Genomic DNA, 26,618 nt, shown 5'->3' with positions numbered 1-26,618 from the left:
CCTTCCCTCGGGTCGTGTTCGAGGCGATCCATTTCGCGTCCGGCCGGTCCTGTCAAGCAGGTGGGGCTACACAGTGGCTTCGGTCGCGCCGGGGGCTGCCTTGATATCCGCGACCGCGCGCTCGATGGTCTGACGATAACGCGCGCGTCGCGGGCTCACACCGTGCGTCAGCAATGCACGGCGGACCGCGGGCGAAGCCCCCGTGATGAACAGCCGGATGCCCTGGCGCTGGGCCTTGGCTGCGACGCGCCCCAACACATTCGCCGCTGTGGAGTCCAGAAACGGCACCGCCGCGAAATCGACGACGAGAGCCTTGCGCTTGTCGGCGATGCCATCGAGCACGCCTCCGATGGCCGAGGCCGCGCCGAAGAAGAACGCGCCGGTGATGCGGTAAACCAGCACGTCGCGGTCGACCGCCAGCGCGGAATCGTACGGCACGCGCTCGCCATTGCCGTCATCGGGGCGATCGGCCGCCACCAGCGGCGAGCGCTCCTCGATGCCGGTCATCTCCGCCATGCGATGGATGAACAGCACCGCGCCGAGCGCGAATCCGACCAGAATGCCCTCGGTCAGATCGCGGAAGATGGTGAGCAGGAAAGTTGCGAGCAGCACGACGGCATCGCCCCAGGAGGAGCGCAGCAGCGTCGCGAATTCCTGCTTCTCCGCCATGGTCCAGGACACCACCACGAGCACGGCGGCGAGTGCGGCAAGCGGGATGTAGCTTGCGAGCGGCGCTGCGACCAACATGAACAAAAGCAGGAAGACGGAGTGCAGCATGCCCGCCAGCGGCCCGCGCGCGCCGGCGCGGATGTTGGTCGCGGTGCGCGCGATAAGGCCGGTGACGCAGATGCCGCCAAACAGCGCCGCGCCGATATTGGCGGCGCCTTGCGCGACCAGCTCGCAATTGGAGCGGTGACGGCGTCCGGTCATGCCGTCGGCCACCACCGCCGACAGCAGCGATTCGATCGCCGCGAGCAGCGCGAAGGAGATCGCATCGGGCAGTACCGCCTTCGCTTTGGCAAGCGAGAACGCCGGCAGCGCCGGCGATGGCAATTCGCGCGGGATACCGCCGAAGCGGCTGCCGATGGTCTCAATCGGCAGCGACAGCACGGCAGTAGCGACCGCCGCAAGCACGACGGCGATCAGGATGCCGGGCCAGGACGGCCGCCAGATCCGCAAAGCGCCGATGATGGCGATACTGACGATGGCTACCGCGACGGCGGAGGGATTGATGGTGTTCAGGCCGTCGGCGAGCGCGACGAGTTTCGGCACGAACTCGCTCGGCTCTTTGCCTGCGAGCGTGATGCCGCCGAGATCGCGCAACTGGCTGGCAAAGATGATCACGGCGATGCCGGCGGTGAAGCCGACTGTGACGGGATAGGGAATGAACTTGATATAAGTGCCGATGCGCAAAAAGCCCGCGGCGACCAGGACCATGCCTGCCATCATGGTGGCGAGGATAACGCCATCGACGCCGTGTCGCTCCGCGGTTACCGCAACCAGCACGATGAAGGCACCCGCGGGGCCGCCGATCTGGAAACGGCTGCCGCCGAGCAGCGACACGATGAAGCCACCGACGACGGCCGTGTAGAGGCCGCGGTCCGGCGTCACGCCCGAGGCGATCGCGATCGCCATCGACAGCGGCAGCGCGACGATCGCAACGGTGAGGCCCGCAAAGACGTCGGCGCGGAAATCCGTAAGCCCATAACCTTCGCGCCAGACGGTGACGAGCTTTGGCAAATACAGTTCGGCAAAGGTCGGCTGACGCAGCCGATGCAGCCCGCTTGCCCGCTCGCCGGTGATGCCCATGCTCCGCCGCCCCACAATGCTCCACCGCATCGTGCGGCCGCGATCTCGGACGCGACGGTGCGGTTAGGCCATCTGCTTTCCGGGCACGACCAACGCGATCATGCCCCGACGCTGCGCGGCGGCCCCGGCTCCTTGAGGCGAACGCCCCGCCCGCCGCTATCGCTGCGGGCCTGCTCGCCGATCAGCTCGACGCCGGCCCGGTCGAACGCCTCGACCACCTTGATCAAGGTCTCGACCACGCCGCGCACATTGCCGGTGCTGGCCTCCATCCGCTGGATGGTCGGCAGCGACACGCCGGCAAGCTCGGCCAGGGTTCTCTGGTCGATGCCAAGCAGCGCGCGGGCTGCCCGCATCTGGAATGACGTGATCACCTTGGCCTCACGTATCAACGCTTATAAGTGATATCTGATGCATATACAATGATGTAAAATACATCATTCAGAGGCGAACGCAAGCGCCTCCGTCATTGCGAGGAGCGAAAGCGACGAAGCAAATCCAGACTACTTCCGCGGAGACAGTCTGGATTGCCTCGCAATGACGCGTGGAGAGGGCGCGTCCCAGATGAAATGTCGCACGCATGGAGGCAGCCCCTCACTCCCTCTCCCCGCAAGAGCGGGGAGAGGGAGTGAGAGAGCAGTGCCGCACTTACTGCGCGCCTTACCTCGCGAAGCCGATCACGCCGCGTGCTGATGCGCGGCGATGATCTGGTCGGCGGCGCGGCCCGTGACTTCGGCCATGTGGTCGAACTGACGGGTGAAGCTGCCGGCGCCGGCGGTGGCCGAGCGTAGCTCGACGATCAGCTCGCCGATTTCGGCTTCCGGCATCATGGCACGGACGCAGTCCCAGCCGCTCCAGCCGTCGCGGGTGTCGAAGCCGAGGATCTGGCCGCGCCGCGCCGACAGGATCGCGTTGATCTTGGCGGTGGCATCGGTCGGACAGACGATCTCGACCACGTGGATCGGCTCGAGCAACACCGACTGGCACTGCGGCAGGCCTTCGTTGAGCCCGACCCGCGCCGCCGTACGGAAGGCGAGGTCGGAGGAATCGACGCTGTGATAGGAGCCGTCGGTCAGCGTCACCTGCAAATCGGTAACGGGGAAACCGAGCGGGCCGCGCGCGAGCCCGTCGACAACGCCCTCCTCCACTGCGCCGATATAGTTACGCGGCACCGCGCCGCCGACGACCTTCTCGGCGAACTTGAAACCCTCGCCGCGCGGCAGCGGCTTGATGTCGAGCACGACATCGCCGAACTGGCCGTGACCGCCGGATTGCTTCTTGTGGCGGCCGCGCTGGGTGATCGGCTTGCGGATGGTTTCCTGATAGCCGATCGCGGGTGGATGCGAGGAGATCTTGACGCCGAAACGATCGCGCAGCCGCTCGCTCGCGACACGTAAGTGCATCTCGCCCTGCCCCCACAGCACGGTGTCGTGGGTCTGGGGGTTCTGCACGACGACGAGCGAGGGATCCTCCTCGTGCAGCCGCATCAACGACTGGCCGAGCTTGACGTCGTCCTTGCGGTCGGCGGACGCGACCGAAATCGCGAGCACCGGTGGCGTTGGTTCTGCGGCGGCGAATCCAGCGGGCGGCGCCTTGCCGCTCGAGACCGTGTCGCCGGTCTTGACCGGATCGAGCTTGGCGAGCGCGACGGTGTCGCCGGCTTCCGCAGCCGCACGCTTGGTCTCGTAAGCGCCGTTGACGGCGAGGATGCCGGAGATACGGCCCGTCCCTCCGGAAGACGATTGTAGCGTGGCGCCGTCGTCGAGATGGCCAGCGAGCAACCGCGTCAGCGACAGCTTTCCGCCGTGCTGTGAGTGCAGCGTCTTGAAGACGAAACCGAGCGCGTCCTTGCTTTCGGGCACACCGAGACGTTTTGCGGTCTCCGCAATGCCGGGCGCCTCGTGGCGCAGCGCCTTCATCAGCCGCAGCACGCCGTTTTCGCGCGCGGCCGCGCCGAGGAGAACAGGGCAGATCAGTCCCTCGCGCAGTTCGCGGGCGAGGTCGTCGAACACGGCATCGCGCGGCGGCTGGATGTCCTCCAGCAATTGCTCCATCAGGGCGTCGTCGTGATCGGCGAGCTTCTCCAGCATCGAGAAGCGTGCCTCCTTCTCGCGATCGAGATCGCCGCCTGCGAGCGCGATCACTTCGGACGCCTTGTGCTCGCGATAGACGAACGCGCGCTCCAGCGCGAGATCGACGAAGCCCTCGATCAGATCGCCCTTCCAGATCGGGATCTGGCGCAGCACCAGCGGCACGCGCGAGGCGGGCTGGAGCATCGCGAGCGTCTCGCGGATGCGCTCGTTGGCGCGGTCGATCTTGTTGAGGAACAGGAAACGCGGAATCTTCAGCTCCTCCAGCTCGCGCAGGATGATCTGAAGCTGCGGCAGCTTCTTCTCGTCGGCCTCGCAGACCACGATTGCGGCATCGACGGCGGGCAGCGCGGCGCGCATGTCGTGGGCGAACTCGACGGAACCGGGACAATCCAGGAAGGTATAGCTGTCGCCCATGAAACTCGTGGTGGCGGCAGTGAGCCCGACGGTCATCTTGTGATGACGGGCCTCTGGCGTGGCGTCGCCGACGGACGTTCCGGCGTCGACGCTGCCGGCGCGCGGAATTGCGCCCGTCCGCGCCAGGATCGCTTCGAGAAGTGTGGTTTTACCGCTTTGGAAAGGGCCCACCAGCGCTATGCACCGTGGACCTCGGGGACTTCTGACGTCTTGTCCCATTTCGCCGCCTCCTTGGTGTGGAGCTCGGCCCATGATTGGGTCGGCAAACGCAGATGCTCTGCCCGTCCCCCAGATTTGGCAAGCATCAAAACGTCGCTGCGGTGCGTCGGCCGGTGTTCCACCTCTCCCCGACGGGGAGAGGTGAAACGGCACCTTCGCTGGCGCGCGTTAACGGCCCGGACGGAGTTCCAGACTCTCCAGGCCAGCAGCGACGTTGAGGCCGACCTGGCCCTGCACGCTGAGCGGCTGAAGCGCGATCGAATTGTTGGAGCCGCCGACCAGCGCGTTGCCGCCGAGGCCGACGCCGATCGAGGCGCTGCCCTGCGCGCCGGCGTAATTGCCGGAGAGATCGCCAGGGCCGAGTCGATTGACGGGTGCGAACACGCCCCAGGCCAGCGCCGTCTCCTGGGTGATGCCGAGGTCGAGGCCGACTTTGTGGATCGTGGCAACGTAGCGGTCTTCGGGAAGGCCGTCGGCACGCAGCACGCAGCCGAGATTGGTCACCGATCCCACCACGAAGCCGATGCTGGCGCCGCCGCGGCATTCGAGCACGCCGACCTGCACCATCCGCGACTGCGCGCTGGCGCCCGCGATCGAGGCAACGAGGCTCGCGGCAGTGAGCCCGGCGAGAAGGAGTGAGCGGCGCATGAAATTTCTCCGGCGATGAATGTGATGCGAGCATTGGAGGGCGCGGCACGAAGCCGCACGAGGGTCTATGCCACATTCGTCGGGGGCGTGCCAGATCGCGCGGACGTGAAAGAAAAAGGGCCCGCTCTGCGCGGGCCCTTTCATGTCGGATCGTTACTGCGAGCTTAGCGCAGGTTGCCGCAGAAGCGCTGGATGCGCTTGCAGGCGTCTTCGAGGTCCGAGGTCTTGGTCGCGTAGGAGATGCGGAAGGCCGGACCCAGGCCGAAGGCCGAACCTTGCACGACCGCGACGCCTTCGGTCTCCAGGAGCTCGGTGACAAACTGCTCGTCGTTGGAGATCACGTTCCCCGACGGCGCGGTCTTGCCGATCGTGCCGGCGCAGGACGGATAGACGTAGAACGCACCCTCTGGACGCGGGCACTCGATGCCCTTGGCCTGGTTGAGCATGGAGACGACAAGATCGCGACGCTCCTTGAACACCTTGTTGTTGGCGGCGATGAAGTCCTGCGGACCGTTCAGTGCTTCCACCGACGCCCACTGCGAGATCGAAGACGGGTTCGAGGTCGACTGCGACTGGATCGTCGACATCGCCTTGATCAGCTGCGCAGGACCACCGGCGTAGCCGATGCGCCAACCGGTCATGCAGTAAGCTTTCGACACGCCGTTCACGGTGAGCGTGCGGTCGTAAAGGCTGGGCTCGACCTGCGCGACGGTGGTGAACTGGAAGTCGTCATAGACGAGGTGCTCGTACATGTCGTCGGTCATCACCCAGACATGCGGATGCTTGACCAGCACGTCGGTGAGCGCCTTGAGCTCGGCCCTGGTGTAGGCCGCGCCGGTCGGGTTCGACGGCGAGCACAGGATCACCCATTTGGTCTTCGGCGTGATCGCGCGATCGAGCGCCTCGGCCTGGAGCTTGAAGCCGGTCGCGGCGGTGCAGACCACCGGCACCGGCTCGCCGCCGGCGAGCGCCACCATCTCGGGATAGCTGACCCAGTACGGCGCCGGGATGATCACCTCGTCGCCCGGATTGATGGTCGCCATCAGCGCGTTGTAGAGCACCTGCTTGCCGCCGGTACCGACGATGATCTGGTTCGGCTTGTAGACGACGCCGTTCTCGCGCTGAAACTTCGCGATGATCGCGTCCTTCAGCTCGGGTATGCCGTCGACCGCGGTATACTTGGTCTTGCCGGATTCGATGGCGTGGATCGCCGCCAGCTTGATGTTGGCGGGCGTGTCGAAGTCGGGCTCGCCGGCGCCGAGGCCGATGACGTTGCGGCCCGCCGCTTTCAGCGCGCGTGCTTTATCCGTGACCGCGATGGTCGCGGACGGCTTCACACGGTCGAGCGCAGCAGCAAGGAAGGCCATCGTCATCTCCTGACAAGCGTCGTGAACCCTTTGGCCTCACGACTCTGATTGTGGGAATGAGGACACCCTAAAACGTGTGCCGCTGCATCGCAAGAAACTTCGGCCCGATCTGCAAAAAGTTTACGGGATCTGGAGCGTTTCAAGGCTCGATTTCCCGCAATTTTCCGCAACTTTGCCGGGCAAACCGCTCATATCCGGCAAGGCTTGTCCTCGGAGCAATTTTGCGCGTTTGCGTGCTGAAACGTCTGCACCGTTATGGCCGGGCTTGTCCCGGCATGACAATGTGGAGGTCTTGAGTATTCCAACTCCGATCGCCCTGCTCCCACACGATTGCGCGAAGCGATGCGTCGTGCATGTTGACGCAAGCGTGATCTGATTTGCAGCGTCGCATGAAAATGATCTTCCGCAGCGTTGCAGTGCGGTAGGGTTTTCGAGTTTTTCTATGGGGCAGCCCTTGCGGCGGATTCGCATCGGCATCATTGTTACCCGCGGTGCGGGGCAACATGCACCACACCTTCCCGTCCTTCGGAATCGAATTCCCAGAATGTACAAGCTCTATTCGATGCAACGCTCGGGCAACAGCTACAAGGTCCGCCTTGCGCTGGCGCTCTTGAACGTACCCTACGAAGCGGTAGAGGTGGACATTCTGCGCGGCGAAAGCCGCACGCCGGACTTCCTGACCAAGAACCCGTCGGGCCAGGTGCCGCTGCTCGAGGTTGGCGACAACCGCTTCCTCGCCGAGTCCAACGCCATTCTCTGGTACGTCGCCGTCGGCACGCCGCTGGCGCCGGAGAACCGCATCGACCGCGCCGAGGCGCTGCAATGGATGTTCTTCGAGCAGCACGCGCTCGAACCCAACATCGGCGCGGCCTATTTCTGGCTGTCGCTGGTCAGGGGCGGCCGCGACCTGCAGACCCACTCGCTGGAGGACTGGATGGAGCGCGGCTATGGCGCGCTCCAGGTGATGGAGAATCACCTCAAAACCAGTGCCTACTTCGCCGCCCGCCAGCTCACGGTCGCCGACATCGCGCTGTACGGATACACCCACCTCGCCGACCGCTGCGACTTCGACCTTTCGACCTTCCCGGCGATCCGGGACTGGCTGAAGCGCGTCGAGGCCGCGCCTGGCTTCGTGGCGATGGACTGGCGCCCGGCCGACGTGGACGACCCCGCCATCATCGCTGCCGGGGCCTGAAAACCGGTGCGGCGTTAAGAAATAGCGGGCATAGCGTTAACCTTTGCCGCAATCCCGCCGCTTTCAGCGGGCTAGCCGCCGCAATATTGCCAGTTGAAATTGTGAGGGTGTCCGGCGTCGCGGGTGATTCGCTCGCACGTTGAAGGATTTAGACCATGATTCGGGCGTCCGGCACGGCAGGCTTTCAGGGCCAAACCGATACCGTTTCGTCTTCCCGGCTGACCAACGCGGTCGCGGCCTCACTCGCCGTCGCCGCCCTCTCGCTCTGCCTGATCGTCACCCTCACTGTGCTGACGACCAAAGCGACCATGGCAATGGGCCTGCCGGTCTGATCCCCGTTTCATCCTGGACCTGCCTTCAAGGTGCCGCGCGGCCCGCGCCGACCGGCATCGCGACGGGACATCGATGAAATCGCCTGTGGTCATCGTTGCAATCACCCTGACTGCGGCCATCCTGGTCGCGGCATCGCTGTTGATATTCGTCGGCACCCGCAAGGGCCCGGGCACCTCGACGCTGAATACGCCCGCGCCGCAACAGCGCATCATGCACGCGCATTTGGTCTAAAATCATCCGAAAGCTTTGAGCGCACAGGCAAGCGCCCGTTAAGCGCATCGCGTGAAATCGGATTGCGCTGGCGCAACCATCGGTCAGTCTGACGGCCTTATCTCGTGCAGGGAGGAACGAGCCAGGCCCATGCGGTTCGGATGGCGTGCCATTTCCGGTCCCGTACTGACGGCAGCGATCGCACTGCTGGCGATCCTGCTCGACCGTCATGCTCCCACTCTGTCGCTTGCACCTCTGTTCGTCTGCATCGTGGCGTTGGCCGGCTCGCTCTCGGGCTTTGCCTCTGCGCTTGGCAGTGCCGCCATCGCCGTGATCGGCGCGGCGCTGCTCGCGCTCAGCCATCGCACCGCTCCCGGCTTTGACGTGACCGATCTCGCGCCGCTCGGCCTGCTCGCGCTCACGACCGCCTGTACCGCTGGCATCACCGGCCTGATGCGCGAGCGTCTGCTCGATGCCTTCGCCACCGAGCGGCACATCCACGCCACTGCCGCGCGGCTGTCCGCGGCGCTCGACCAGGTCGATATCGGCATCGTGCTGCTCGATGCCGAGACCCGCGCCGAATTCATCAACCGCGCCTTCCGCGATTATTTCGCGCTGCCGGACGAGAAGGCCGACGACAAGCCGCCCTTCATCGCGCTGATGTATCACGGCCGCGACACCGGCGCCTTCGAGCTGCCGGAGGATGAGCTGGGCGTCTTCATCGCGCAGCGGATGGAGATGGTGCGGATCGGCGACGCCACGCCGATCAATATCAATTTGCGCAATGGCGAGGTGCTGCGTTTCGTCTGCGCCGCACTGCCCGACGGCGGCCGCATGCTGAGCTACACGCCGGTGACCGACCTCGTACGCCACACCGACGCGGCCGCCCGCGCCGACTATTATCGCTCGCTACGCGATCCCACGGCCCGAAAGCTGATCCGGTATCTCCGCATGGCGCAGTAAGCGCGACGCGGCAATTGATCGATGCGCCCATCATCACGTATGAAGGACGCTTCATCGATCGCGGATTTTCCAGATGTCGCTCACCATTCGCTCCGTCACACGGCAGGATTACGATCAATGGCTGCCGTTGTGGGACGGCTACAACGCCTTCTACGGCCGCTCGGGCCCAACCGCACTTGCGCCCGAGATCACGCGCGTGACATGGCAGCGCTTCTTCGACGCCTACGAGCCAGTGCACGGGCTGGTCGCCGAGAGTGAGGGCCGGCTGCTCGGCATGACGAATTATCTGTTCCATCGCAGCACCACCGCGATCGAGCCATCCTGCTATCTGCAGGATCTTTTCACGTCGGACGCTGCGCGCGGCAAGGGTGTCGGCTCTGCGCTGATCCACGGCGTGTACGAGCGCGCAAAACTCGCTGGCGCGCCGCGGGTCTACTGGCAGACGCACGAGACCAACACCACGGCGCAGAGCCTGTACGACAAGGTCGCGGAACGTTCCGGCTTCATCGTCTACCGCAAGCTGTTCTGAGCCCCTTGTCGCAACCTTGTGGATAACTCCGCCTGTCACCGGCGCGTAACACACCGGGATTAAGTTGCGGTTGCGTCTGATCAGGCCCCCCGTCACCGATCAAGCGCCCCAAGCGGTCCCCGTCAGTCGCCGCGTCTGACAGGGGCCGCATTTTTTTGTCTGCAATTCTGCGCCAGCATGGCTGCAACGCGGGCAAGTGCTTGCCGCTGCGTCGCACCGCGGTCACAATGACCGTCTGCTCTCTTCTGACAGGATCTCCTATGGAAATTCGTAATCTCGGCGGCTCCGGCCTGCGCGTGTCCGCCGTCGGGCTCGGCTGCAACAATTTCGGCCAGCGCACCGATCTGGAAACCTCGCGCAAGGTGATCCACCGCGCGATCGATCTCGGCATCACGCTGTTCGACACCGCCGACATCTATGCCGGCCAGGGCGGTTCGGAGACGGTGCTCGGCACCGTGCTCGGCGACCGCCGCAAGGACATCGTGCTCGCCACCAAATATTCCAAGCCGATGGCGGCCGACGGCACCAAGCAGGGCGCCTCGCGCCGCTACGTCATGAACGCGGTCGAGGCCAGCCTGACGCGGCTCAAGACCGACTACATCGATCTCTACCAGCAGCACGATTACGACCCGCTGACGCCGATGGAAGAGACGCTGCGCGCGCTCGACGATCTCGTCCGTCAGGGCAAGGTCCGCTACATCGGCCATTCCAACTTTCCGGCGTGGCGCGTCGCCGAGGCCGAGTTCACCGCGCGCGCGATGAATGTCGGCCGCTTCGTCTCGGCGCAGGACGAGTACAGCCTAGTCGTCCGCGACATCGAGAAGGACCTGCTGCCGGCCGCGCAGGAATACAAGCTCGGCCTGCTGCCGTTCTTCCCGCTGGCGAGCGGCCTGCTCACCGGCAAATACCAGCGCGGCGCAGCAGCTCCCGCCGACACGCGGTTTGGCAAGGCGCCGGCGCTGCGCGACCGCTACGTCACGCCGCGCAACGAGGACATCGTCGAGAAGCTCCAGGCTTTTGCGCAAGCGCGCGGCCATTCGATGCTCGAACTCGCCTTCTCATGGCTCGCCGCGCGTCCGCAGGTGTCGAGCGTGATCGCCGGCGCCACCCGCGTCGAGCAGGTCGAGCAGAACGTCAAGGCGATCGCCTGGCAGCTCGGCGCGGATGATCTTGCCGAGATCGACAAGATCACGAAGGGCTGATCTCTACTTCGCGCCGCGTCCCACAGTCTGCATCACCTCAAAACCCTCGAACTGGGGATGGCCGAGATACAGCGGCTTGTTGTCGCCGGCCTTGTGATGCGCGGCGCGAAACGCCTCCGACTTGGTCCAGGCGTCGAACGCGGCATGGTTCGCCCACACGGTGTGCGAGGCATACAGCGTATGGTCCTCGAGCTCCGGACCGCGCAGCAGATGGAATTCGACGAAGCCCGGCACCTTGTCCAAATGGGTGTCGCGCGACAACCAGACCTGCTCGAAGGCGGCCTCCGATCCCTTGGCGACGCGGAAGCGGTTCATGGCGATGTACATGGGTGGTCTCCTGATGCTCGCTCATCATGTCGTCATTCCGGGATGCGCCGCAAGGCGCAGACTCGGAATCCATGTTTCCGCGGATGAATGGATTCCGGGTTCGCGCTGATGCGCGCCCCGGAATGACAGCCTCAAGTCAAACAACCAGCCCCTTCATCGGCCTTGCGCTGGCGCTATCCGGGAACACCATCTCGGCCAGCACGCGATCCGACAGGCCGAACTGGCTCTGCAGCACGCCCTTGATCACGGAGCGGAGATCGGTGGTGGGCTTGAGGTCGCGGGCCTCAAAGAGGTTGGCGGGCTTGAGGCCGGGCCAGTCGGAGATGACGCGGCCGCCTTTTACGGCGCCGCCGGCGAGCAGCGCGATGGTGCCGGTGCCGTGGTCGGTGCCGTCGGTGCCGTTGATGCGCGCGGTGCGGCCGAATTCGGTCGCGACGATGACGACGGTATCGCGCCAGCGATCGCCGAGGCCGCTTTCGAATTCGGCGAGCGCGCCGTCGAGACCGCCGAGCAGGAAGGCAAGCCGTCCCACGGGGCCGCCCTCATTGGCATGCGTATCCCAGCCGTCGAAAGCGAGTGCTGCGATGCGCGGGCCGTCATCGGCCGCCATCAGTTTGGCGGCGCCACGCGCGACCTGCCGCATCTGGGCGACCGCGTTGCCGGGCTTCGGCTTCATGTCGTCGCCGCTCGCGGCCTTCTCTAACTGGAGACCTTGCGACAGCGCCGAGGCCAACGCGGGATCGCGGTGACGATAGAGCTCGACCAGCCGCATCGCGGTGTCGTCGTCCGCCTGCGGCAGCGCGACCGGCGCCCAGCCGACTGTCGGCGCATTGCCGCGCAACACCAGCGGTGTGGTCGGGCCGACCGCAAGTCCGCTCGACACACGCTCGCCGCGCGGCAGCGCTTCCAGCGCGCGGTTGAGCCAGCCGGACTGCACGCGGCCCGGCCCGGCATAGCCGCTCTCGAGCACATCCTGGCCGTCGAAATGCGAGCGATCGCGATAGGGTGTCGCGACGGCATGGATCACGGCGGCATGCTGGTCGCGATACATGCGCGCAAATTCCGGCATCGACGGATGCAGCGCGAAGAAGCTGTCGAGCATGGGCGCAGGATGCGCGCCATCGGCCGTGAGCGCGATCGAACCGTGCAGGCCGGCATAGTCGGGATCGCCGACCGGCGCGACGGTCGCAAGGCCGTCGAGCGCGCCGCGCAGGATCACCACGACCAGCCGGGGATCGCGTCCGTCGGCCGCGCGCGCGAATTTCGGCAGATAGGCCCAGGCCGCGAAGGAGGCACCGCCGAGCAGAAGGCCGCGGCGCGAGGTGAGGAGCCGGTTTTCGACACAGTCGATCATCATCATCTCCTCTGCAATTCCGGCGACATCAAGAGCAGCGCCAGCGCCTGCTGGCGCGATTCCGCGCGCTCGATGGTCCGCCGCGTTTCGACTGAAGCCGCATCGGCTGCCGCGAATTCCAAGAGGTCGAGCGGATCGATGTTCGGCCCGAGCCGCGCGCCCATCTGCGAGGCGATGTCGAGCCGGAGCTTCATGCCCTCGGGCGCGGCCCAGGCCGCAGACGTGTCGGGGAAACCGTTCGGTCCGGCCGGTGTCCAAAGAGGCTGGCCGAGCAGATTCAGATTGTTGAGATAGCCACCGGGATCCTCCGGCACGCGTGCGAGCAGCCGGCCGCTCGCGACCAGGAAATCGTAGGGCGAGCGCATCTTGGTCAGCGGCGCCTTCCAGGCTTCGTCGGAATCGACCAGAGCTGTGGCAAGCGCCTTGAGATCACCGTCCGTCCTGACGAAGACATCGCGCAACCGCGCAACCAGCGCCGGCGGCGGATCGTCGGCAACGAAGTGCCGAGCGAATTTGGTCGCGACGAAATTCGCAGTCGACGGATGGCGCGCGATATCGGCGAGCGCGGCCTCGCCTTGAGCAAGGCCAGTCGCTTCATAGGTCTTGCCGAGCAGCACCTGCCGCCCGGGCTGATGCGCATTGGCATTGAAGGCGAAGGAGCCGGGCGCCCCGAGCTTCCCCTGCCGGCCGGCGAAGGTCCATCCGGTGATCATGCGCGCGAGCGAGGTGACGTCCTCCTGCGTATAGCCGCCGCCGACGCCGAGCGTATGCAGCTCCATGATTTCGCGCGCGAGATTTTCGTTCAGGCCGCGCTTGCGGTTCTGGCCCGCGCGCGAATCCGGTCCGAGCGATTGCTGGTTGTCGAGGAAGAACAGCATCGCCGGATGCTGCTCGACCGCCTTCAGCATGTCGGCGAAGCGCCCCAGCACATGCGGGCGGATCGCCTCGCGTTCGAACGCGCCGGCCCACATCCGCGCCAGCTCGCCCTTGCTCGCAGAGATGCAAAAATGATTGGACCAGAACACGACCAGCCGCTCGGTGAAGCCGCAATCGACCATCATCGCGCGCTGCAGCCGCGCCAGCGCCTCGGCGCGAAAGGTCTTCTGGATCACGTTGAGCGGCTGCGGCGACGGTTTTGCAGCAGCCGGCGCGGCGGCGCTGGGCTGCATGCCGTCGGGCTTCATCGCGTTGTCGGCGGGCTTGCCGTCGGCAGGTTTGGCCTCCGCCATCTGACCTGCGATCTCGGTCATCACCGTGTTGAGCGAGAGATTGCGCCGCAATGTGTTGTCGGGCTTCGGGTCGGCGGGCGGTAGTGGCGCGGGCGCTTCGGTCGGCGTAGCGGCCTTGGTCGCCTCGCGCGCCTGCTTGACCTGGTCCTGATAGGCGAACGCAGCCTGGCCTAGCTGTGGCGTCGATTGCAGGCCCGGCGCCTCCAGCAGCACGGCAAAGGGACGCGCCAGATCCGCCTTCACGAAGCCTCTGGGATCGGAGGCCGCATTGATGAGATCGCCGGAGGCCCCACCGCGGGCGCCGAAGCCGAAGCGGTTCAGCGCAACGAGGGCGGCTTGCGAATCGCGGGCCATCGATTTGTCCTCCGCACAGTGCCAACCGCTTCCCTGGTCTATGCGCGGCGCCTAATATACCGCAGCGACAGATGAACCCGACATGAAAACGACGGCAAAGCTTTTGCGTAAATCATGACAAATCCGAAAGAAATCACGCTCACGCAACCGGCCCCGCGCCGCCTCGCCTGTTCCCGATGCGGCACCGAGTTCGGCTGCGACCTCTCGGGCAATTGCTGGTGCGCGGAGGAGACAGCAAAGCTGCCGATACCGGTCAAGGGCGAGGATTGTTTGTGTAGGGAGTGTCTGCGCAAGGCGGCGCAGGCAGCGCAAGCCTAGACCGCGAACCCCGGCGACTTCCGCGCCATGCCGTCGAACGCATCGAGCAGCTTCTCGCGCCAGGCATAAACGGGATCATCGGCTTCGAGCAGCTTGAACGGGCTCACCACGCGCGCCCACTGGAAACCTCCGAACACAATGTAGTCGGCATAGTTCGGCGCAGCCCCGCCGATGAAGGGCTGCTTCTTCACGGTCTGCCGCATCACCTCCAGCGATTTGCGAAAGCCGATCACAGCGCTATCGCGGCTCGCCGTCACCTCCTCCAGCGTCTTGCCGCCAAAACGCGCCTCGCGCGACTTGCGGAAATAGGCGGCATCGGTTTCGTCGAGATTCTCGGGGATGTCGGCGACGATCAGTGGGAAGATGCCGCCGACGATGGCGATGTCGCCCCACGCATTGAGCATGCGCGCCATGGCACGACCGCCCTCGCCGCCGAACAGGGACGGGCGATCCGGAAAATTGTCTTCGAGATGATTCGCGATCGCCCAGGAATCGACCACCGGCCTGTCGTGATGCAGCAGCACCGGAACCTTCTCCGAGCCGTGCGGCGCGATCGTGCTCTTCTCGGTGAAGCGCCAGGGCAGCGATTCCGCGGCCAACCCCTTATGCGCAAGTGCCATCCGCGTGCGCCAGCAATAGGGGCTGAAGGGACGCGAGGCATCGGTGCCGACGAGTTCGAAGAGTTTGAGCGACATTTTGGTGTTCCGTCATTGCGGGCGCAGCAAAGCAATCCAGTCTGCCGCTGCGGAGACATTCTGGATTGGTTCGCTTGCGCTCGCAATGATGTTGTGGCGCTACCGCCCGTTGGTTCGCAGCAGCCTTTCGCCGTCTTCCGTCACCGCGATGATCAGGCCGATGCCGGGCAGCGTCTCGCGCGCGACGAAGCCGCGATCGGCGGCGTCCTCCCAGATGGTTAGGCGCGGGCACGAGGTCTTCCAGGTCGAGATCACCTCGGCATAAGCGCGCGGCTCGCGCGCGATCCATTCGACGAAGTCCAGCACCAGCGGGTCGGCCATCTCGCTCATTGCAAAGCTCCCTTGCCGAAGGCGGCCAGCACCGGCGTCCGAACCAGCAGCCAGCCGCCATAGGCGATGTAGTAGCAGGCGATGGTGGTGATCAGCTTGTTCGACCAGGCCACGAATTGCTGGTCGGTCATGGCTTCGAGAATGCGCCGCGCCAGCGTGGTGCCGAGCATGGAGGCTGCGATCGCGACGCCCGCGAGCACGGGATCGAGCGTGGCGGCCTGGTCGATGACGCCGCCGAAATAGATCAGCTTGGTGAAGTGACTGACGAGCTGGCACATCGCCTTGGTCGCGACCTTCTCGCGCCGGCCAAAATCGCCGCCGAGGAAGAAGGTGTCGAGCAGCGGACCGGAGACGCCGGTCATCAGCATCAGGCCCATGCAGATCGTGCCGTAGACGGTGCCCTGCCAGAGGCGGTCGGGATCGGGCTTGATATTGGTCGGCAACAACCGTGCCATGAACGGCGTGGCACCGAGCATCAAGAGCGCCGTCGGCTTGTCCGGCACGTAGCGGGTCAGCGACCAGGCCGCGAGCGCGATGGCACAGCCGACCAGATAGTTCGCGACCGGCCGCCAGCGGATATGCGCGCGCCACAGCAGCGCGCGCCAGCCATTGGAAGCCATCTGCGTGATCGCATGCAGCACCATCGCGGTCGGCAGCGGCATCAGGGCCAGCAGCACGCCGATCAGGATCAGCCCGCCCGCCATGCCGAACAGCCCCGACAGGAACGCGGTGGCGACCATCAGCAATCCAAGGGCAGCGATCATGATGGGCGTCACGAAGGGATTCTCCTGTGGGCAAGGGACGCAACGCTGTTTCTCCGCACGCGGGGAGAGGCAAAGGGAACGTGCCTTGCTTGCCGTGTCGGCACAAACTGAGTTATCTTGGCCTGGCATCAGCTTTCCTGAGGGTCCTTCGTTTGCGGCGGCTGCTCTTTCTCAACGGCATCAAGGCATTCGAGGCCGCGGCGCGGTCCGGCAGCTTTGCTGCGGCGGGCGTCGAGCTGAGCGTATCGGCGGCCGCCGTCAGCCGCATGGTGCATCTCTTGGAAGAGCGGCTCGGCGTCGCACTGTTCGAGCGCAAGGCCAACAAGCTCGTGCTGACGCAGGCAGGGCGCGCCTATCAGGGCGGGCTGACGCCGATCTTCGACGCGCTCGCCAGCCTCACCGCGCAGGTGACGGCGCCGTCCGCCGTCCGCGTTCTCACCATCGGCGTCGGCCACACCTTTGCGATGCGCTGGCTGATCCCGCGGCTGTCGGAGTTTCGCAATGAGGAGCCCGACATCGAGGTGCGCTTCACCACCGGCGGCGCCTCCGTGCCGTTCGGCGAGGACTGGAGCTGCGGCATCAAGCTCGGCACCGGCGACTGGCCGGGGCTGGTCGCCGAGCCGCTGTTCGCGGGCGACCTGACGCCGGTCTGCGTGCCCCGCTTCGCCAATGGCCTGAAGCGGCCGGCCGATCTCAAAGCGCCCGGCCTGATCCGCGTCACGCATTCGCCCGAGGACTGGCCGATCTGGCTGAAGGCCGCGAACCTTGCCCGCATCAACGCGCGCGGGCCGGAGTTCCAGTTCTATGGCCAGGCGCTCCAGGCCGCCGCCGACGGGCTCGGCATCGCCATGGGGATCCGGCCCTATATCGACGACGATCTTGCCGCCGGACGCCTGGTCGCGCCATTCGACCTCTCGGTGCCCAAGGGCATGCGCTGGTACCTGCTCTACCGCAGTTTTCAAACCGAACAGCGCGACTTTGCCGCGTTCCGTCGCTGGATCATGCGGGCGGCGGCGGAACCCGCGGCCCGGCCACGGCGGTCCGCTCGCGCCGGACGGGGCTGACATCACCCTTTCGGGTGAAAAAGCCGGCTGCTTGTGAACCGCTTCACATTTCGAAATTCGCAAACGTGGTCCTTTAACCCTCCGACAAGCGCATTTGGGGACTACCAATGACGACCCTCTACGACGGCTTTGACATCGAATCCTTCGAAGCTGGCAAGGGACTGTGGCATGCCCGGATCCGGCGCGCCGATTTCAGCCCGGTTGCCATCGACGGCGTGCTGTTTCCGGCCATGGAAGTCGGCTTCGCCTGGCCCGATCCCGACGCTGCGATCGCCGATGCCAAGCATCACATCGATCGCTTCCGCCGGCGCGCCGACGACAGCGACGACGAATAGGCCCAACGAGACGGCAACAGGACTGAGCGACAGCGTGGCGTAACAGGGGGGACACCGGTTCATGTCAGTCATCGAATGCGACGACGCTCCGCGGCCGCGAATTTATTCGCGCAAGGTGCTGGCGATATGCCCGGAGTGTGACGGCGATCTCACGGTGCTCCGTGTGATCGGCGGCCGTGCGGGGTGCGAGTACTGGACCATGCGCTGCACCGATTGCGGCGGGATCCATCTCGACATCCTCGAGCCGCGCCTGACGGTCGTGGACGGCGAGGGACCGCTGCCGGCGGCGTAGTCGCAAGGCCTGCTGCCAACCTGCTGTCAGCAGCCTGCGCACAGGCCGGCTTTCGCTCTTTTCTAGGCGGCGGACTCGTCCCATATTCGGGGCATGGCGAAGAAACCTGCTCCCCCAAAATCCCCGAAATCCAAGGCAGCTAACAGGGCTCCAAACTCGAAGGCGCACCGCCCTGACGTGCAGCCGATCGGGCCTGCGCTGGCCGAATTGCTCAATCCCGCGATCAATCGCGGCGATGCCGGGCTTGGATCCGGCACCGGGCTGCAGCCGCCGCCCGACAATTCGCGCGACCGCCGCGCCGGGGGCGAGGCCGCCGCGCATCGCGCGCGCGCCTCAACGCCGAAAGAGTTTCCGCAGGATTCGGCGCGGCCGATGCCGCTGCGGCCCAATCCGCCGCCGGGCGCCCGTGAGGGCGGCAGCTTCGACGAGGCGCCGCAGGCCAATTACGGAACCGCGGCCACGATTCCGACGCTCGATCCGGAACTGGCCCGCCAGCTCGGCCTTCCCACCGAGGAGGACGACGCCGAGGCGCTGGCGCGCCCGCCCCGCACCAAGATGGAGGCGCTCGGGGTCAAGGCCACCGCCGATGCGCTGGAATCGCTGATCCGCGAGGGCCGGCCCGAGTTCCGCAGGGATGACGGCTCGACGAAGGTGTGGACCCCGCACCGTCCGCCGCGCCCGGAAAAGTCCGAAGGCGGCGTGCGCTTCGAGATCAAATCGCCCTACCAGCCGCGCGGCGACCAGCCGACTGCGATCGCCGAGCTGGTCGAAGGCATCCAGCGCAACGACCGTTCGCAGGTGCTGCTCGGGGTCACCGGCTCCGGCAAGACCTACACCATGGCCAAGGTGATCGAGGCGACGCAGCGCCCCGCCATCATCCTGGCGCCGAACAAGACGCTCGCCGCCCAGCTCTATGGCGAGTTCAAGAGCTTTTTTCCTCATAACGCTGTCGAGTATTTCGTCTCGTACTACGACTACTACCAGCCGGAAGCCTACGTCCCGCGCACCGACACCTATATCGAGAAGGATTCTTCGATCAACGAGCAGATCGACCGCATGCGTCACTCGGCGACGCGCGCGCTGCTCGAACGCGACGACGTCATCATCGTCGCCTCTGTGTCCTGCATCTACGGGATCGGCTCGGTCGAAACCTATACCGCGATGACCTTCGCGCTGAAGAAGGGCGAGCGCATCGACCAGCGCCAGCTCATCGCCGATCTCGTCGCGCTCCAGTACAAGCGGACGCAGGCCGATTTCACCCGCGGCACCTTTCGTGTGCGCGGCGACGTCATCGACATCTTCCCGGCGCACTATGAAGACCGGGCCTGGCGCGTGAATCTGTTCGGCGACACCATCGAGAACATCGAGGAGTTCGATCCGCTCACCGGCCACAAGCAGGACGAGCTCGAATTCATCAAGATGTACGCCAATTCGCACTATGTGACGCCGCGCCCGACGCTGGTGCAGGCGATCAAGTCGATCAAGTCTGAACTGAAGATGCGGCTCGACCAGCTTCACGACCAGGGCCGCCTGCTGGAAGCGCAGCGGCTGGAGCAGCGCACCACCTTCGACCTCGAGATGATGGAGGCGACGGGAAGCTGCGCAGGCATCGAGAACTATTCGCGCTATCTCACCGGGCGCCTGCCGGGCGAGCCGCCGCCGACGCTGTTCGAATATGTCCCCGACAACGCGCTGGTGTTCGCCGACGAGAGCCACGTCACCGTGCCGCAGATCGGCGGCATGTTCCGCGGTGACTTCCGCCGCAAGGCGACGCTCGCCGAATACGGCTTCCGTCTGCCGTCGTGCATGGACAACCGCCCGCTGCGCTTCGAGGAATGGGACATGATGCGGCCGCAGACGGTCGCGGTGTCGGCGACGCCGAGCGCCTGGGAGCTGAACGAGAGCGGCGGCGTGTTCGTCGAGCAGGTCATTCGCCCGACCGGCCTGATCGATCCGCCGGTCAACATCCGCCCCGCCCGCACCCAGGTCGACGATCTCGTCGGCGAGGTCCGCGCCACGGCGCAGGCCGGCTATCGCTCGCTGATCACCGTGCTGACCAAGCGCATGGCCGAGGATCTCACCGAATATCTGCATGAGCAGGGCATTCGCGTCCGCTACATGCACTCCGATATCGACACCATCGAGCGCATCGAGATCATCCGCGATTTGCGCCTCGGCGCCTTCGACGCGCTGGTCGGCATCAACCTCTTGCGCGAAGGCCTCGACATTCCCGAATGCGCGCTGGTCGCGATCCTCGATGCCGACAAGGAAGGTTTTCTGCGCAGCGAGACCTCGCTGATCCAGACCATCGGCCGCGCCGCGCGCAACGTCGACGGCAAGGTGATCCTCTATGCCGATCAGATGACCGGGTCGATGGAGCGCGCCATCGCCGAGACCAACCGCCGCCGTGAAAAGCAGGTCGAGTACAACACCGCCAACGGCATCACGCCGGAGAGCGTCAAGAAGCAGATCGGCGACATCCTCAACTCCGTCTACGAGCGCGACCACGTGCTGGTCGAGGTCGGCGGTCACGACATGACCGACGACGTCATCTCGATCGGCCATAATTTCGAAGCCGTGCTCGCCGATCTCGAAGCCCGCATGCGCGAGGCCGCGGCCGATCTGAACTTCGAGGAAGCCGCCCGTCTGCGCGACGAAGTCAAGCGCCTGCGCGCCACCGAACTCGCGGTGGTCGACGACCCCACCGCCAAGCAGCGCGTGGTGCAGGGCAAGGCCGGCGCCTATGCCGGCACCAAGAAATACGGCGACGCCGCCAACCTCCCCGTCAGTGCCATGAAGAAAAGGACCGTGAGCTCCGCGCTGAAAGCCAGCGGCGGCAGCAGCAGCGGCTCGAAGGTGCACAAGCCGCATCTCGACGAGATGCACGGCCCGGAATCGCTGCCGTACCGCGAGAACCAGGCACTCCCGTCAAGGCCATTCGGCAGCACCAGCCGGATCATCCAGCCGACGGACTCGCGGCAGTCCGGACCGGAGTTCGGCCCGGCACCGAAGTCGACGGGTGGGATGCCGGGGCGACGAGGTGGGTGGAAGAAGAGGTAGGTTGTCTGGTTACTGAGGGTGGAGTCGCGATGTTGAGATGGTTCGCGCCCCATGCCGGTGCCTGAACAAGGAGCGGAATAGATTCCGGGTTCGCGCTTTGGCGCGCCCCGGAATGACGATGGCCTACAACTTCCCCTGCCCGCTCACCTGGCCCTGCTGTTGCTGCTGCTTGTCCTGCTCCTTGGCGTGGTGACGGCCGTAGAGGCAGCCGGCGGCGGCGCCGAGCATGCCGTGATGGCCGGCATAGTGACCGGCAACGCCGCCGACGACGGCGCCCTTGATGCAGCCCTTGGCGTTGGCGGCGGGTGCCGCGGCCAGCGAGAGCAGGACGGCGGCGAGAACGATGTGCGGAATTTTCATTTTGGAAAGTGTCATGGGATTGATGTCTCCAAAAGATGTCGGCTCTCAACGAGCGCGGGCGCATCGCGGTTCCAACAGCGCTTGATCCGTATCAGCCGGTGTCGTCCTGGCGCAGGCCAGGACCCATACCGCGGAATCTTTCGGGTTGCGGACGGTGGGAGTACCGAACCACGAATCTTCGCCAAACATCTCGCTGCGGTTATGGGTCCTGGCCTTCGCCAGGACGACAGTGAAGGTGTGGCGCGTCGCGTGTGCCGAACCCCGCGCCGCCGCGACCGGGAAAATACGGGGTTCTATGGCAAATTTCACATTTCGCGCGCACTTGTGCATTGCAAAAACGTGATTTGCGTTTTGGCCGAAATCGCCTACCTGTTCGTACACCAATGAATTGAGCAAGCCCCGCCGCGCTGTTCCTGCGCATGGGGTTGTTTTTCGTTTTTGCAAGCCAGTTTCAGGACGCCCCAAAATGACAGAGCACAGCCTCTGGCGTTTCTCGCGCGCGTTGCACCGCGCGATCAACGACCGGCATTTCGAGGATATCGAGGCCCTGATCGACGAGGACGTCGAGTGGGCGATCTACGGCCCGATCGATATGTTTCCGTTCCTGGGCGCGCGCCAGGGCAAGGCGGCGGTGCTCCAGGTCATCCGCCAGCTCGCCGATAATTTCCACGTCCGCCGCTTCGACCGCGAGAGCATCATGCTGGGCGTCGATGCCGCCTCCTCGATGCTGCGCTATTCGCTCACCGCGCTGGATTCCGACAAGCCGATTAGCTTGCGCGTCGCGCAGTTCGCCCAGTTCAGGGCGGACCGGCTGATCAGCATGCGTGTGCTGATCGACACGTTTGACCTGGTCGAGCAGGCGCTCGGCCGCGCCATTCATCTGCCGAAGATGACCGGCGTCGGCTGAGGGGGACACCAACGGGCTCCGCAATTCGGGACCGGTCGATTGATGCTCCCGCGACGCGTTCTGGCCTCCAGCCCCGCCGGATGCCGTCGTGGAGATGCTCGTCATCGGGCGCGCGCCTTGCGCGCGGCCCGTTGGTTTGTCATTCTGGGTGCCACAATTTTGCAACGATAGCGCCGCATCCTGTGCGCGAACTGGGCTCGCGGGCAAGGCAATGGAATTCTCGACAGATTTTGGCTGGACCAGGCTGCCGCTGGCGGCCGCGTTCATTTTCGGCTCGGTGCTGACGGCCCAGGCACAGATCATTCCGCCCTTCTCGCCTCCAGCCGCAACGGCCGCGCCTGACGATGACACCGAGACCGCCGACGTCAACGACCCCGACGTGCTCAAGGACATCGACGTCGAGAAGCTCGACTGGAGCCAGCTCGCCATCGACGCTGGCACGCTCAACGACATCATCGCCGCCAAGAAGCGCGCACAGGCCGCCGCCAATAGCGGCAGCGGCATGAACTGGTCGACCAACGCCAACGCGAACGGCTCCTCGGCCGTTACCGTGAAGCAGTCGGTGTCCTCGTTCTGGGACGCCCGCGTCGGCGCCGACATGACGGTGGCGAAGGAGCCGACCACGATGTCGGAGCTGCTGGCGCAGAAGGCCGCCAATGGCGGCAACCTGCCGCAATCCTCCGGCAGCGCCTGGGCCGCCGCGACAGCGCCGGGCGCAGGTCCTGTCTGGGACAAGACCGCGGTCGAAGCCCGTGTCGATCCCGGCGCGGAGCAGAGCAAGCTTGGGGCATCGCTGACCAAATCAGTGCCCCTGTCGAACGATTATTCGCTGACGCTCCAGAACGGCTACAGCGTCAATCAACAGGGCACGACGGCGCTGCCCGGCGTCGGCGGGCACATCACCCGCAATTACGAAACCGACCAATCCGCCAAAGTGACGATCACCGACACCGGCACCAGCATCACCGCCGGCCAGACCATGTCGACCACCGACGACAAATGGCTGCGCAAGGTCGGCGCCGAGCAGAAGCTGTTCGACAACGTCACCGTCTCCGGCTCGGTCGGCGAGACCTCGCAAGGCGCGATCAACAAGAGCCTGACCGCGGGTTTCAAGAAGAGCTGGTGAGCCTTCTTTAGACTCCCGTAACCATACGCCACGGCAAAACCCCCGAATCGTCCGCCCTTGCCGCATCTCGGCCCCTTTGCGGTCAAAATCGGACGCCCTGATGCACCGGCCTGACACACACCGTCGTGCGGGGGACACACTCGCGCTGCGCTCAACGCGAACAGGGGAATAACGATGAACGCCATGCGTCCGGAAAAGACCGAGACCACCGAGACCGAGACGGTCGACACCAACCTCGCCGCCGCGACGGAAGTCGAAGCCGGCATCCGCGATTTCGTTCGCAACGACATCGCCTATCTGCGCCGGCCGGCCGCGGGCACCACCGCCGACGCGCCGCCGCTCGATCCAAGCGCGGAAGCCACCGTCACCAACGTCAACTCGCTGATCCAGCGCGTCGCCGGCACCTCCCTTGCCGAGATCGAGAATCTGATCTCCGAGCTCGAGAGCCTGCGCGACCTGCTCCATGCCGAAGGCCAGCGCGTCCAGCGCGAGATCTCGGGCTACGCCCAGCTCAGCCAGGCCGCGATGAAGTCGACCCGCATGATCGCCGACAACGTCTCCCAGTGGAAGCGCGCCGCCGACGGCTTGCGCAATAGCTGATCGCGAACAACAAGCATCACCAGCCGCCGCGTTCCGGAAGGGACGCGGCGGTTTTGATTCTTGGGATCGATTTTCAATGCCGGTGTCATCACCCGCGAAAACGGGTGATCCAGTATTCCAGAGGCTGCAAGGCTAGAGCCGAGACGCCGCGGCGCCCTGGATGCCCCGGTCAAGCCAGGGCATGACAGCGGAGGTGTCGCCGCCTTGAACCCTCCACCCATCCCCGGCGACCAATGCCAAGCGCCCGTGCCGCCTACGGCCGGACCTCGGGGACTTTTTCAAATGGAAAGCATTCGGCCCGATAACACGGACCCGATACCGCTGCGGCCCGCGCCGAACCAGTTCGGGACCATCATGTTGCGCTTTGTCGGGCTGCTGGCGGTTGCGATCGCGATTTTGGCGTTCGTCTATAGCCGCTGAGGGCGGAGGCCGCGTCGCGGCCCCACGCGGAGGCCACTTCGCGGCCCCGCGGAGTTAACGAGCTTTTACCGGCTTGCGTCGACGCTCGAGGCTTCCAAGGTGTAGGCGCCGTCGGCGTAACCTTTCACCACCATGCCGGCAACCAGCATCACGGCCAGCGTCGCGGTAGCGAAGATAAATCCGACCAGCTTGAGTGCGCCGCGGTCTGCCATTGTTCTCGTCCCCTGTCCTCTGCCCAGTTCGTTCAAATAGACAGCGACAGGTTCATAATTGGTTAGCAACTCGATGGTTCCGGTAACTGCTTCGCAGAGGCCAGCCATCTCGCGGAGGCTTATGGCAGCAGCCTTGAATCGCGTCCATAGCGCGCGGGCAACACTCGCGCGCTGTTTTCGGCCGTTCATCCTGGAACTGGTCTAACCGCCCTTCCGCATCGGCACGAAGGCGCTGGCGGTGATGGAGTAGACTTCCTCGCCGCGCTGGTTGGTGCCGATGGTGCGGGCCGACAGGATGCCCCAGCCGGGCCGCGAGGCGGAGGTGCGCTTGTCGATCACGGTATTGACGAAGCTGACGGTGTCGCCGGCGAGCACCGGCTTGATCCAGCGCAGGTCGCGGAAGCCGGGCGACGGGCCCCACACCGCAACCTCCTCGCCACGCGCCGCGGCTTCGCGCGCCAGGCGTTGGCCGTCGGCGACAAGCAGGCTCATGCAGGCCGAGCCGACATGCCAGCCGGACGCTGCGAGCCCGCCGAACAGCGAATTTTTGCCCTCCTCCTCGTCGAGGTGGAAGCGCTGCGGATCGAATTTCGCGGCGAAATTCTTGATGGACTCCGCCGTGAAGGTGTAGCTGCCGATGTCGCGACGATGGCCGATCTCGATCTCTTCGAAGAAAGGCATCAGACCGCTCCCGCGCGCCGCTCGATCAGGATCGGCGAGGTCATCTCGCACAGCGCTTCGCCCCTGGCGTTGCGCATCGTGCATTTGAACTTGACGATGCCGAGGTTGGGCCTGCTCTTCGAGGTCCGCGCCTCGAGCACGTCGACATCGAGTGTCAGGTCGTCACCCGCCCTGAGCGGCGAGAGCCAACGCACCTCGTCGACGCCGGGCGAACCAAGCGAGGCGGCGCGGGTCATAAAACCGTCGGCCATCATCCGCATCATCAGCGAGCAGAGGTGCCAGCCCGAGCCCGACAGACCGCGCAGCATGCTCCTAGCCGCGGCCTCCTCGTCCAGATGCATCGGTTGCGGATCGAACTCGGCGGCGAAAGCCAGGATCTCGTCGCGGGTGACATGGCGCGGGCCGAACGTTCCATAGCGGCCGGTCGGGAAATCTTCGAAGGTCAGGGTCATCTTGGAAAAGCTTTGCGGGAAGGACAGATTGTGGCCGCACTTTGCGGCAATCTCAACCCGCCTGTCCGCATGGCTCGTGCTACATTCGGCGAGTCGGGCCGAACCTGCCTCATTGTTCGATTGGCGCGGCCGGGGGTGCGATCTGCCCGGGGGAGAGAGATGTTTTCATTCAGCGATCTGTTTCAATGGGACCGCTTCATCACGCCGACGATCATCAAGACCTTCTACTGGCTGGTGATCGGCGTGATCTGCCTGTTCGGACTCTCCGGAATCTTCGCCGGTCTCACCGCGATGGCGATCAGCCCGTTCGCCGGCTTCCTGGTCGTGCTGGAATCGATCGCGGGCGTCGTCGTCGGCGTAGTATTCTCGCGCATCGCCGCGGAATTGATCCTGATCGTGTTTCGCATCAATGAGCATCTCGGCGCGATCCGGGACCAGGGCGGCGGGGTGCGGTGAAGGTGGATTCGTAGGGTGGGTTAGTCTTACTGCGTCATGGGCGTCGTCGTCCATTGGATGCTGCGCCGATGCCACAGCATGGACATCGCGGCAAGGTTTTAATGAGCATGCGGATCAATCGGGCGCGCATGGTTGCGATCGAGTTCGGGACGTGGCGTTCAGGCCGCGTGGGCGGAGCCTCTCGGTCGATAATCGTCGGGTAAGCGAGGTACCGGGACTGACGGGGCGGAACGTGGTCCTGAGGGGGGAATCGTCGCCTGCTCGGCGATCAGAAAGCCATAGGCTGCGATGCACAGGGTTGCG

General features: G+C 65.3%; 31 protein-coding genes and 1 pseudogene. 16 read left to right on the top strand and 16 right to left on the bottom strand.

From position 1 onward, the window contains the following. Positions 1-66: 66 nt before the first annotated feature. The 5 genes from YUA_RS0131470 to YUA_RS0131450 all read right to left on the bottom strand — a co-directional run bounded on the left by YUA_RS0131470 (position 67) and on the right by YUA_RS0131450 (position 6,547). Complete coding sequence (locus YUA_RS0131470; protein WP_027534272.1) at positions 67-1,809, bottom strand: SulP family inorganic anion transporter; 1,743 nt, start codon at positions 1,807-1,809, stop codon at positions 67-69. A 98-nt stretch (positions 1,810-1,907) separates the two neighbouring features. Beyond that, complete coding sequence (locus YUA_RS0131465; RefSeq protein WP_027534271.1) at positions 1,908-2,180, bottom strand: helix-turn-helix domain-containing protein; 273 nt, start codon at positions 2,178-2,180, stop codon at positions 1,908-1,910. A 303-nt stretch (positions 2,181-2,483) separates the two neighbouring features. Beyond that, complete coding sequence (locus YUA_RS0131460; RefSeq protein ID WP_027534270.1) at positions 2,484-4,532, bottom strand: elongation factor G; 2,049 nt, start codon at positions 4,530-4,532, stop codon at positions 2,484-2,486. A 168-nt stretch (positions 4,533-4,700) separates the two neighbouring features. Then, positions 4,701-5,180: a DUF992 domain-containing protein gene (locus tag YUA_RS0131455; protein ID WP_027534269.1), complete on the bottom strand. Its 480-nt coding sequence runs from the start codon at positions 5,178-5,180 to the stop codon at positions 4,701-4,703. A 164-nt stretch (positions 5,181-5,344) separates the two neighbouring features. Further along, positions 5,345-6,547, bottom strand: coding sequence for a pyridoxal phosphate-dependent aminotransferase (locus tag YUA_RS0131450; protein WP_027534268.1), 1,203 nt, complete (start codon positions 6,545-6,547; stop codon positions 5,345-5,347). Between the two features lie 544 nt (positions 6,548-7,091). Between YUA_RS0131450 and YUA_RS0131445 the strand changes: the two genes are divergently transcribed. The 6 genes from YUA_RS0131445 to YUA_RS0131420 all read left to right on the top strand — a co-directional run bounded on the left by YUA_RS0131445 (position 7,092) and on the right by YUA_RS0131420 (position 10,979). Beyond that, on the top strand, positions 7,092-7,742 hold the full coding sequence (locus tag YUA_RS0131445; RefSeq protein WP_027534267.1) for a glutathione S-transferase family protein: 651 nt from the start codon (positions 7,092-7,094) through the stop codon (positions 7,740-7,742). A 155-nt stretch (positions 7,743-7,897) separates the two neighbouring features. Continuing rightward, complete coding sequence (locus YUA_RS51270) at positions 7,898-8,074, top strand: hypothetical protein (RefSeq protein ID WP_198029535.1); 177 nt, start codon at positions 7,898-7,900, stop codon at positions 8,072-8,074. A gap of 73 nt (positions 8,075-8,147) precedes the next feature. Beyond that, positions 8,148-8,306: a hypothetical protein gene (locus YUA_RS48935; protein ID WP_084292992.1), complete on the top strand. Its 159-nt coding sequence runs from the start codon at positions 8,148-8,150 to the stop codon at positions 8,304-8,306. A gap of 129 nt (positions 8,307-8,435) precedes the next feature. After that, positions 8,436-9,248 (top strand): PAS-domain containing protein, encoded by an 813-nt coding sequence (locus YUA_RS0131430; protein WP_027534266.1) that lies wholly within the window; start codon positions 8,436-8,438, stop codon positions 9,246-9,248. A 73-nt stretch (positions 9,249-9,321) separates the two neighbouring features. Further along, complete coding sequence (locus YUA_RS0131425; RefSeq protein WP_027534265.1) at positions 9,322-9,777, top strand: GNAT family N-acetyltransferase; 456 nt, start codon at positions 9,322-9,324, stop codon at positions 9,775-9,777. Positions 9,778-10,037: 260 nt separating this feature from the next. Then, a complete protein-coding gene (locus YUA_RS0131420) occupies positions 10,038-10,979 on the top strand; it encodes an aldo/keto reductase (protein WP_027534264.1) in 942 nt (313 codons plus the stop codon). Positions 10,980-10,982: 3 nt separating this feature from the next. Here YUA_RS0131420 and YUA_RS0131415 read toward each other — a convergent pair whose 3' ends face one another. The 3 genes from YUA_RS0131415 to YUA_RS0131405 form a co-directional block, all read right to left on the bottom strand. Then, positions 10,983-11,306: an antibiotic biosynthesis monooxygenase gene (locus tag YUA_RS0131415; RefSeq protein ID WP_027534263.1), complete on the bottom strand. Its 324-nt coding sequence runs from the start codon at positions 11,304-11,306 to the stop codon at positions 10,983-10,985. 136 nt (positions 11,307-11,442) lie between these two features. Next, positions 11,443-12,660: a DUF1501 domain-containing protein gene (locus tag YUA_RS0131410; RefSeq protein WP_035972333.1), complete on the bottom strand. Its 1,218-nt coding sequence runs from the start codon at positions 12,658-12,660 to the stop codon at positions 11,443-11,445. 2 nt (positions 12,661-12,662) lie between these two features. Continuing rightward, positions 12,663-14,243 (bottom strand): DUF1800 domain-containing protein, encoded by a 1,581-nt coding sequence (locus YUA_RS0131405; RefSeq protein ID WP_027534261.1) that lies wholly within the window; start codon positions 14,241-14,243, stop codon positions 12,663-12,665. A 114-nt stretch (positions 14,244-14,357) separates the two neighbouring features. On the opposite strand from YUA_RS0131405, the gene YUA_RS51975 reads away from it, so the two are divergent. Further along, entirely contained in the window at positions 14,358-14,561 is a 204-nt protein-coding gene (locus YUA_RS51975; protein ID WP_084292990.1) for a cysteine-rich CWC family protein, read from the top strand. On the opposite strand, the gene YUA_RS0131400 is transcribed toward YUA_RS51975, so the two are convergent. The 3 genes from YUA_RS0131400 to YUA_RS0131390 form a co-directional block, all read right to left on the bottom strand. After that, complete coding sequence (locus tag YUA_RS0131400) at positions 14,558-15,256, bottom strand: glutathione S-transferase family protein (RefSeq protein WP_027534260.1); 699 nt, start codon at positions 15,254-15,256, stop codon at positions 14,558-14,560. The two genes, YUA_RS51975 and YUA_RS0131400, sit on opposite strands and share 4 nt — an antisense overlap. A 99-nt stretch (positions 15,257-15,355) precedes the next feature. Then, positions 15,356-15,586: a hypothetical protein gene (locus tag YUA_RS0131395; RefSeq protein ID WP_027534259.1), complete on the bottom strand. Its 231-nt coding sequence runs from the start codon at positions 15,584-15,586 to the stop codon at positions 15,356-15,358. Continuing rightward, on the bottom strand, positions 15,583-16,362 hold the full coding sequence (locus YUA_RS0131390; protein WP_027534258.1) for a sulfite exporter TauE/SafE family protein: 780 nt from the start codon (positions 16,360-16,362) through the stop codon (positions 15,583-15,585). Before YUA_RS0131390 ends, YUA_RS0131395 begins: the two co-directional genes overlap by 4 nt. A 140-nt stretch (positions 16,363-16,502) precedes the next feature. On the opposite strand from YUA_RS0131390, the gene YUA_RS0131385 reads away from it, so the two are divergent. The 4 genes from YUA_RS0131385 to uvrB all read left to right on the top strand — a co-directional run bounded on the left by YUA_RS0131385 (position 16,503) and on the right by uvrB (position 21,101). Next, on the top strand, positions 16,503-17,414 hold the full coding sequence (locus YUA_RS0131385) for a LysR substrate-binding domain-containing protein (RefSeq protein WP_027534257.1): 912 nt from the start codon (positions 16,503-16,505) through the stop codon (positions 17,412-17,414). A gap of 107 nt (positions 17,415-17,521) precedes the next feature. Next, the gene (locus YUA_RS0131380; protein WP_027534256.1) at positions 17,522-17,749 is read left to right on the top strand and encodes a hypothetical protein; all 228 of its coding nucleotides are present in this window, start codon (positions 17,522-17,524) and stop codon (positions 17,747-17,749) included. Positions 17,750-17,810: 61 nt separating this feature from the next. Beyond that, complete coding sequence (locus YUA_RS0131375; RefSeq protein WP_027534255.1) at positions 17,811-18,041, top strand: hypothetical protein; 231 nt, start codon at positions 17,811-17,813, stop codon at positions 18,039-18,041. Positions 18,042-18,134: 93 nt separating this feature from the next. Further along, positions 18,135-21,101, top strand: coding sequence for an excinuclease ABC subunit UvrB (gene uvrB, locus YUA_RS45555; protein WP_084292989.1), 2,967 nt, complete (start codon positions 18,135-18,137; stop codon positions 21,099-21,101). A 123-nt stretch (positions 21,102-21,224) separates the two neighbouring features. Here uvrB and YUA_RS0131365 read toward each other — a convergent pair whose 3' ends face one another. After that, positions 21,225-21,461: a hypothetical protein gene (locus YUA_RS0131365; protein WP_027534254.1), complete on the bottom strand. Its 237-nt coding sequence runs from the start codon at positions 21,459-21,461 to the stop codon at positions 21,225-21,227. Positions 21,462-21,927: 466 nt separating this feature from the next. Here YUA_RS0131365 and YUA_RS0131360 point away from each other — a divergent pair, with 466 nt between their 5' ends. The 4 genes from YUA_RS0131360 (at position 21,928) to YUA_RS51265 (ending at position 24,514) form a co-directional block, all read left to right on the top strand. Continuing rightward, positions 21,928-22,368, top strand: coding sequence for a nuclear transport factor 2 family protein (locus YUA_RS0131360; protein WP_027534253.1), 441 nt, complete (start codon positions 21,928-21,930; stop codon positions 22,366-22,368). 211 nt (positions 22,369-22,579) lie between these two features. Then, positions 22,580-23,494 carry a hypothetical protein gene (locus YUA_RS0131355; RefSeq protein WP_027534252.1) on the top strand — a complete coding sequence of 305 codons (915 nt, stop codon included), beginning with the start codon at positions 22,580-22,582 and terminating at the stop codon, positions 23,492-23,494. A gap of 174 nt (positions 23,495-23,668) precedes the next feature. Further along, positions 23,669-24,094 (top strand): hypothetical protein, encoded by a 426-nt coding sequence (locus YUA_RS0131350; protein ID WP_027534251.1) that lies wholly within the window; start codon positions 23,669-23,671, stop codon positions 24,092-24,094. Between the two features lie 282 nt (positions 24,095-24,376). Then, a complete protein-coding gene (locus tag YUA_RS51265) occupies positions 24,377-24,514 on the top strand; it encodes a hypothetical protein (protein WP_187437467.1) in 138 nt (45 codons plus the stop codon). A 65-nt stretch (positions 24,515-24,579) separates the two neighbouring features. Here YUA_RS51265 and YUA_RS51260 read toward each other — a convergent pair whose 3' ends face one another. From YUA_RS51260 to YUA_RS0131330, 3 genes are all read right to left on the bottom strand, one after another. Further along, positions 24,580-24,726, bottom strand: coding sequence for a hypothetical protein (locus tag YUA_RS51260; RefSeq protein WP_027534250.1), 147 nt, complete (start codon positions 24,724-24,726; stop codon positions 24,580-24,582). Positions 24,727-24,927: 201 nt separating this feature from the next. After that, a complete protein-coding gene (locus YUA_RS0131335; protein WP_027534249.1) occupies positions 24,928-25,407 on the bottom strand; it encodes a MaoC family dehydratase in 480 nt (159 codons plus the stop codon). Further along, the gene (locus YUA_RS0131330; protein ID WP_027534248.1) at positions 25,407-25,859 is read right to left on the bottom strand and encodes a MaoC family dehydratase; all 453 of its coding nucleotides are present in this window, start codon (positions 25,857-25,859) and stop codon (positions 25,407-25,409) included. The genes YUA_RS0131335 and YUA_RS0131330 overlap by 1 nt, the downstream gene beginning before the upstream one ends. A gap of 159 nt (positions 25,860-26,018) precedes the next feature. Here YUA_RS0131330 and YUA_RS0131325 point away from each other — a divergent pair, with 159 nt between their 5' ends. Further along, positions 26,019-26,315, top strand: coding sequence for a DUF4282 domain-containing protein (locus YUA_RS0131325; RefSeq protein WP_027534247.1), 297 nt, complete (start codon positions 26,019-26,021; stop codon positions 26,313-26,315). A 158-nt stretch (positions 26,316-26,473) separates the two neighbouring features. Here the strand turns inward: YUA_RS0131325 and YUA_RS51970 are convergent. Next, positions 26,474-26,618, bottom strand: a pseudogene (locus YUA_RS51970) (IS701 family transposase); the annotation flags it as partial.

Source organism: Bradyrhizobium sp. WSM3983, assembly GCF_000473045.1.
Lineage (GTDB): Bacteria > Pseudomonadota > Alphaproteobacteria > Rhizobiales > Xanthobacteraceae > Bradyrhizobium.
Note: the sequence above shows the minus strand (reverse complement) of the source record. Positions and strands in the feature narration are given on the sequence as shown.

Coding starts and splice junctions, on each gene's coding strand:
- YUA_RS51265 (WP_187437467.1), top strand. CDS start 24,377: ATGGAAAGCATTCGGCCCGATAACACGGACCCGATACCGCTGCGGCCC.
- YUA_RS48935 (WP_084292992.1), top strand. CDS start 8,148: ATGAAATCGCCTGTGGTCATCGTTGCAATCACCCTGACTGCGGCCATC.
- YUA_RS0131445 (WP_027534267.1), top strand. CDS start 7,092: ATGTACAAGCTCTATTCGATGCAACGCTCGGGCAACAGCTACAAGGTC.
- YUA_RS51260 (WP_027534250.1), bottom strand. CDS start 24,726: ATGGCAGACCGCGGCGCACTCAAGCTGGTCGGATTTATCTTCGCTACC.
- YUA_RS0131375 (WP_027534255.1), top strand. CDS start 17,811: ATGTCAGTCATCGAATGCGACGACGCTCCGCGGCCGCGAATTTATTCG.
- YUA_RS0131350 (WP_027534251.1), top strand. CDS start 23,669: ATGAACGCCATGCGTCCGGAAAAGACCGAGACCACCGAGACCGAGACG.
- YUA_RS0131430 (WP_027534266.1), top strand. CDS start 8,436: ATGCGGTTCGGATGGCGTGCCATTTCCGGTCCCGTACTGACGGCAGCG.
- YUA_RS51975 (WP_084292990.1), top strand. CDS start 14,358: ATGACAAATCCGAAAGAAATCACGCTCACGCAACCGGCCCCGCGCCGC.
- YUA_RS0131335 (WP_027534249.1), bottom strand. CDS start 25,407: ATGCCTTTCTTCGAAGAGATCGAGATCGGCCATCGTCGCGACATCGGC.
- YUA_RS51270 (WP_198029535.1), top strand. CDS start 7,898: ATGATTCGGGCGTCCGGCACGGCAGGCTTTCAGGGCCAAACCGATACC.
- YUA_RS0131365 (WP_027534254.1), bottom strand. CDS start 21,461: ATGAAAATTCCGCACATCGTTCTCGCCGCCGTCCTGCTCTCGCTGGCC.
- YUA_RS0131470 (WP_027534272.1), bottom strand. CDS start 1,809: ATGGGCATCACCGGCGAGCGGGCAAGCGGGCTGCATCGGCTGCGTCAG.
- YUA_RS0131360 (WP_027534253.1), top strand. CDS start 21,928: ATGACAGAGCACAGCCTCTGGCGTTTCTCGCGCGCGTTGCACCGCGCG.
- YUA_RS0131330 (WP_027534248.1), bottom strand. CDS start 25,859: ATGACCCTGACCTTCGAAGATTTCCCGACCGGCCGCTATGGAACGTTC.
- YUA_RS0131425 (WP_027534265.1), top strand. CDS start 9,322: ATGTCGCTCACCATTCGCTCCGTCACACGGCAGGATTACGATCAATGG.
- YUA_RS0131450 (WP_027534268.1), bottom strand. CDS start 6,547: ATGGCCTTCCTTGCTGCTGCGCTCGACCGTGTGAAGCCGTCCGCGACC.
- YUA_RS0131380 (WP_027534256.1), top strand. CDS start 17,522: ATGACGACCCTCTACGACGGCTTTGACATCGAATCCTTCGAAGCTGGC.
- YUA_RS0131405 (WP_027534261.1), bottom strand. CDS start 14,243: ATGGCCCGCGATTCGCAAGCCGCCCTCGTTGCGCTGAACCGCTTCGGC.
- YUA_RS0131325 (WP_027534247.1), top strand. CDS start 26,019: ATGTTTTCATTCAGCGATCTGTTTCAATGGGACCGCTTCATCACGCCG.
- YUA_RS0131420 (WP_027534264.1), top strand. CDS start 10,038: ATGGAAATTCGTAATCTCGGCGGCTCCGGCCTGCGCGTGTCCGCCGTC.
- YUA_RS0131355 (WP_027534252.1), top strand. CDS start 22,580: ATGGAATTCTCGACAGATTTTGGCTGGACCAGGCTGCCGCTGGCGGCC.
- uvrB (WP_084292989.1), top strand. CDS start 18,135: ATGGCGAAGAAACCTGCTCCCCCAAAATCCCCGAAATCCAAGGCAGCT.
- YUA_RS0131455 (WP_027534269.1), bottom strand. CDS start 5,180: ATGCGCCGCTCACTCCTTCTCGCCGGGCTCACTGCCGCGAGCCTCGTT.
- YUA_RS0131400 (WP_027534260.1), bottom strand. CDS start 15,256: ATGTCGCTCAAACTCTTCGAACTCGTCGGCACCGATGCCTCGCGTCCC.
- YUA_RS0131415 (WP_027534263.1), bottom strand. CDS start 11,306: ATGTACATCGCCATGAACCGCTTCCGCGTCGCCAAGGGATCGGAGGCC.
- YUA_RS0131410 (WP_035972333.1), bottom strand. CDS start 12,660: ATGATCGACTGTGTCGAAAACCGGCTCCTCACCTCGCGCCGCGGCCTT.
- YUA_RS0131460 (WP_027534270.1), bottom strand. CDS start 4,532: ATGGGACAAGACGTCAGAAGTCCCCGAGGTCCACGGTGCATAGCGCTG.
- YUA_RS0131395 (WP_027534259.1), bottom strand. CDS start 15,586: ATGAGCGAGATGGCCGACCCGCTGGTGCTGGACTTCGTCGAATGGATC.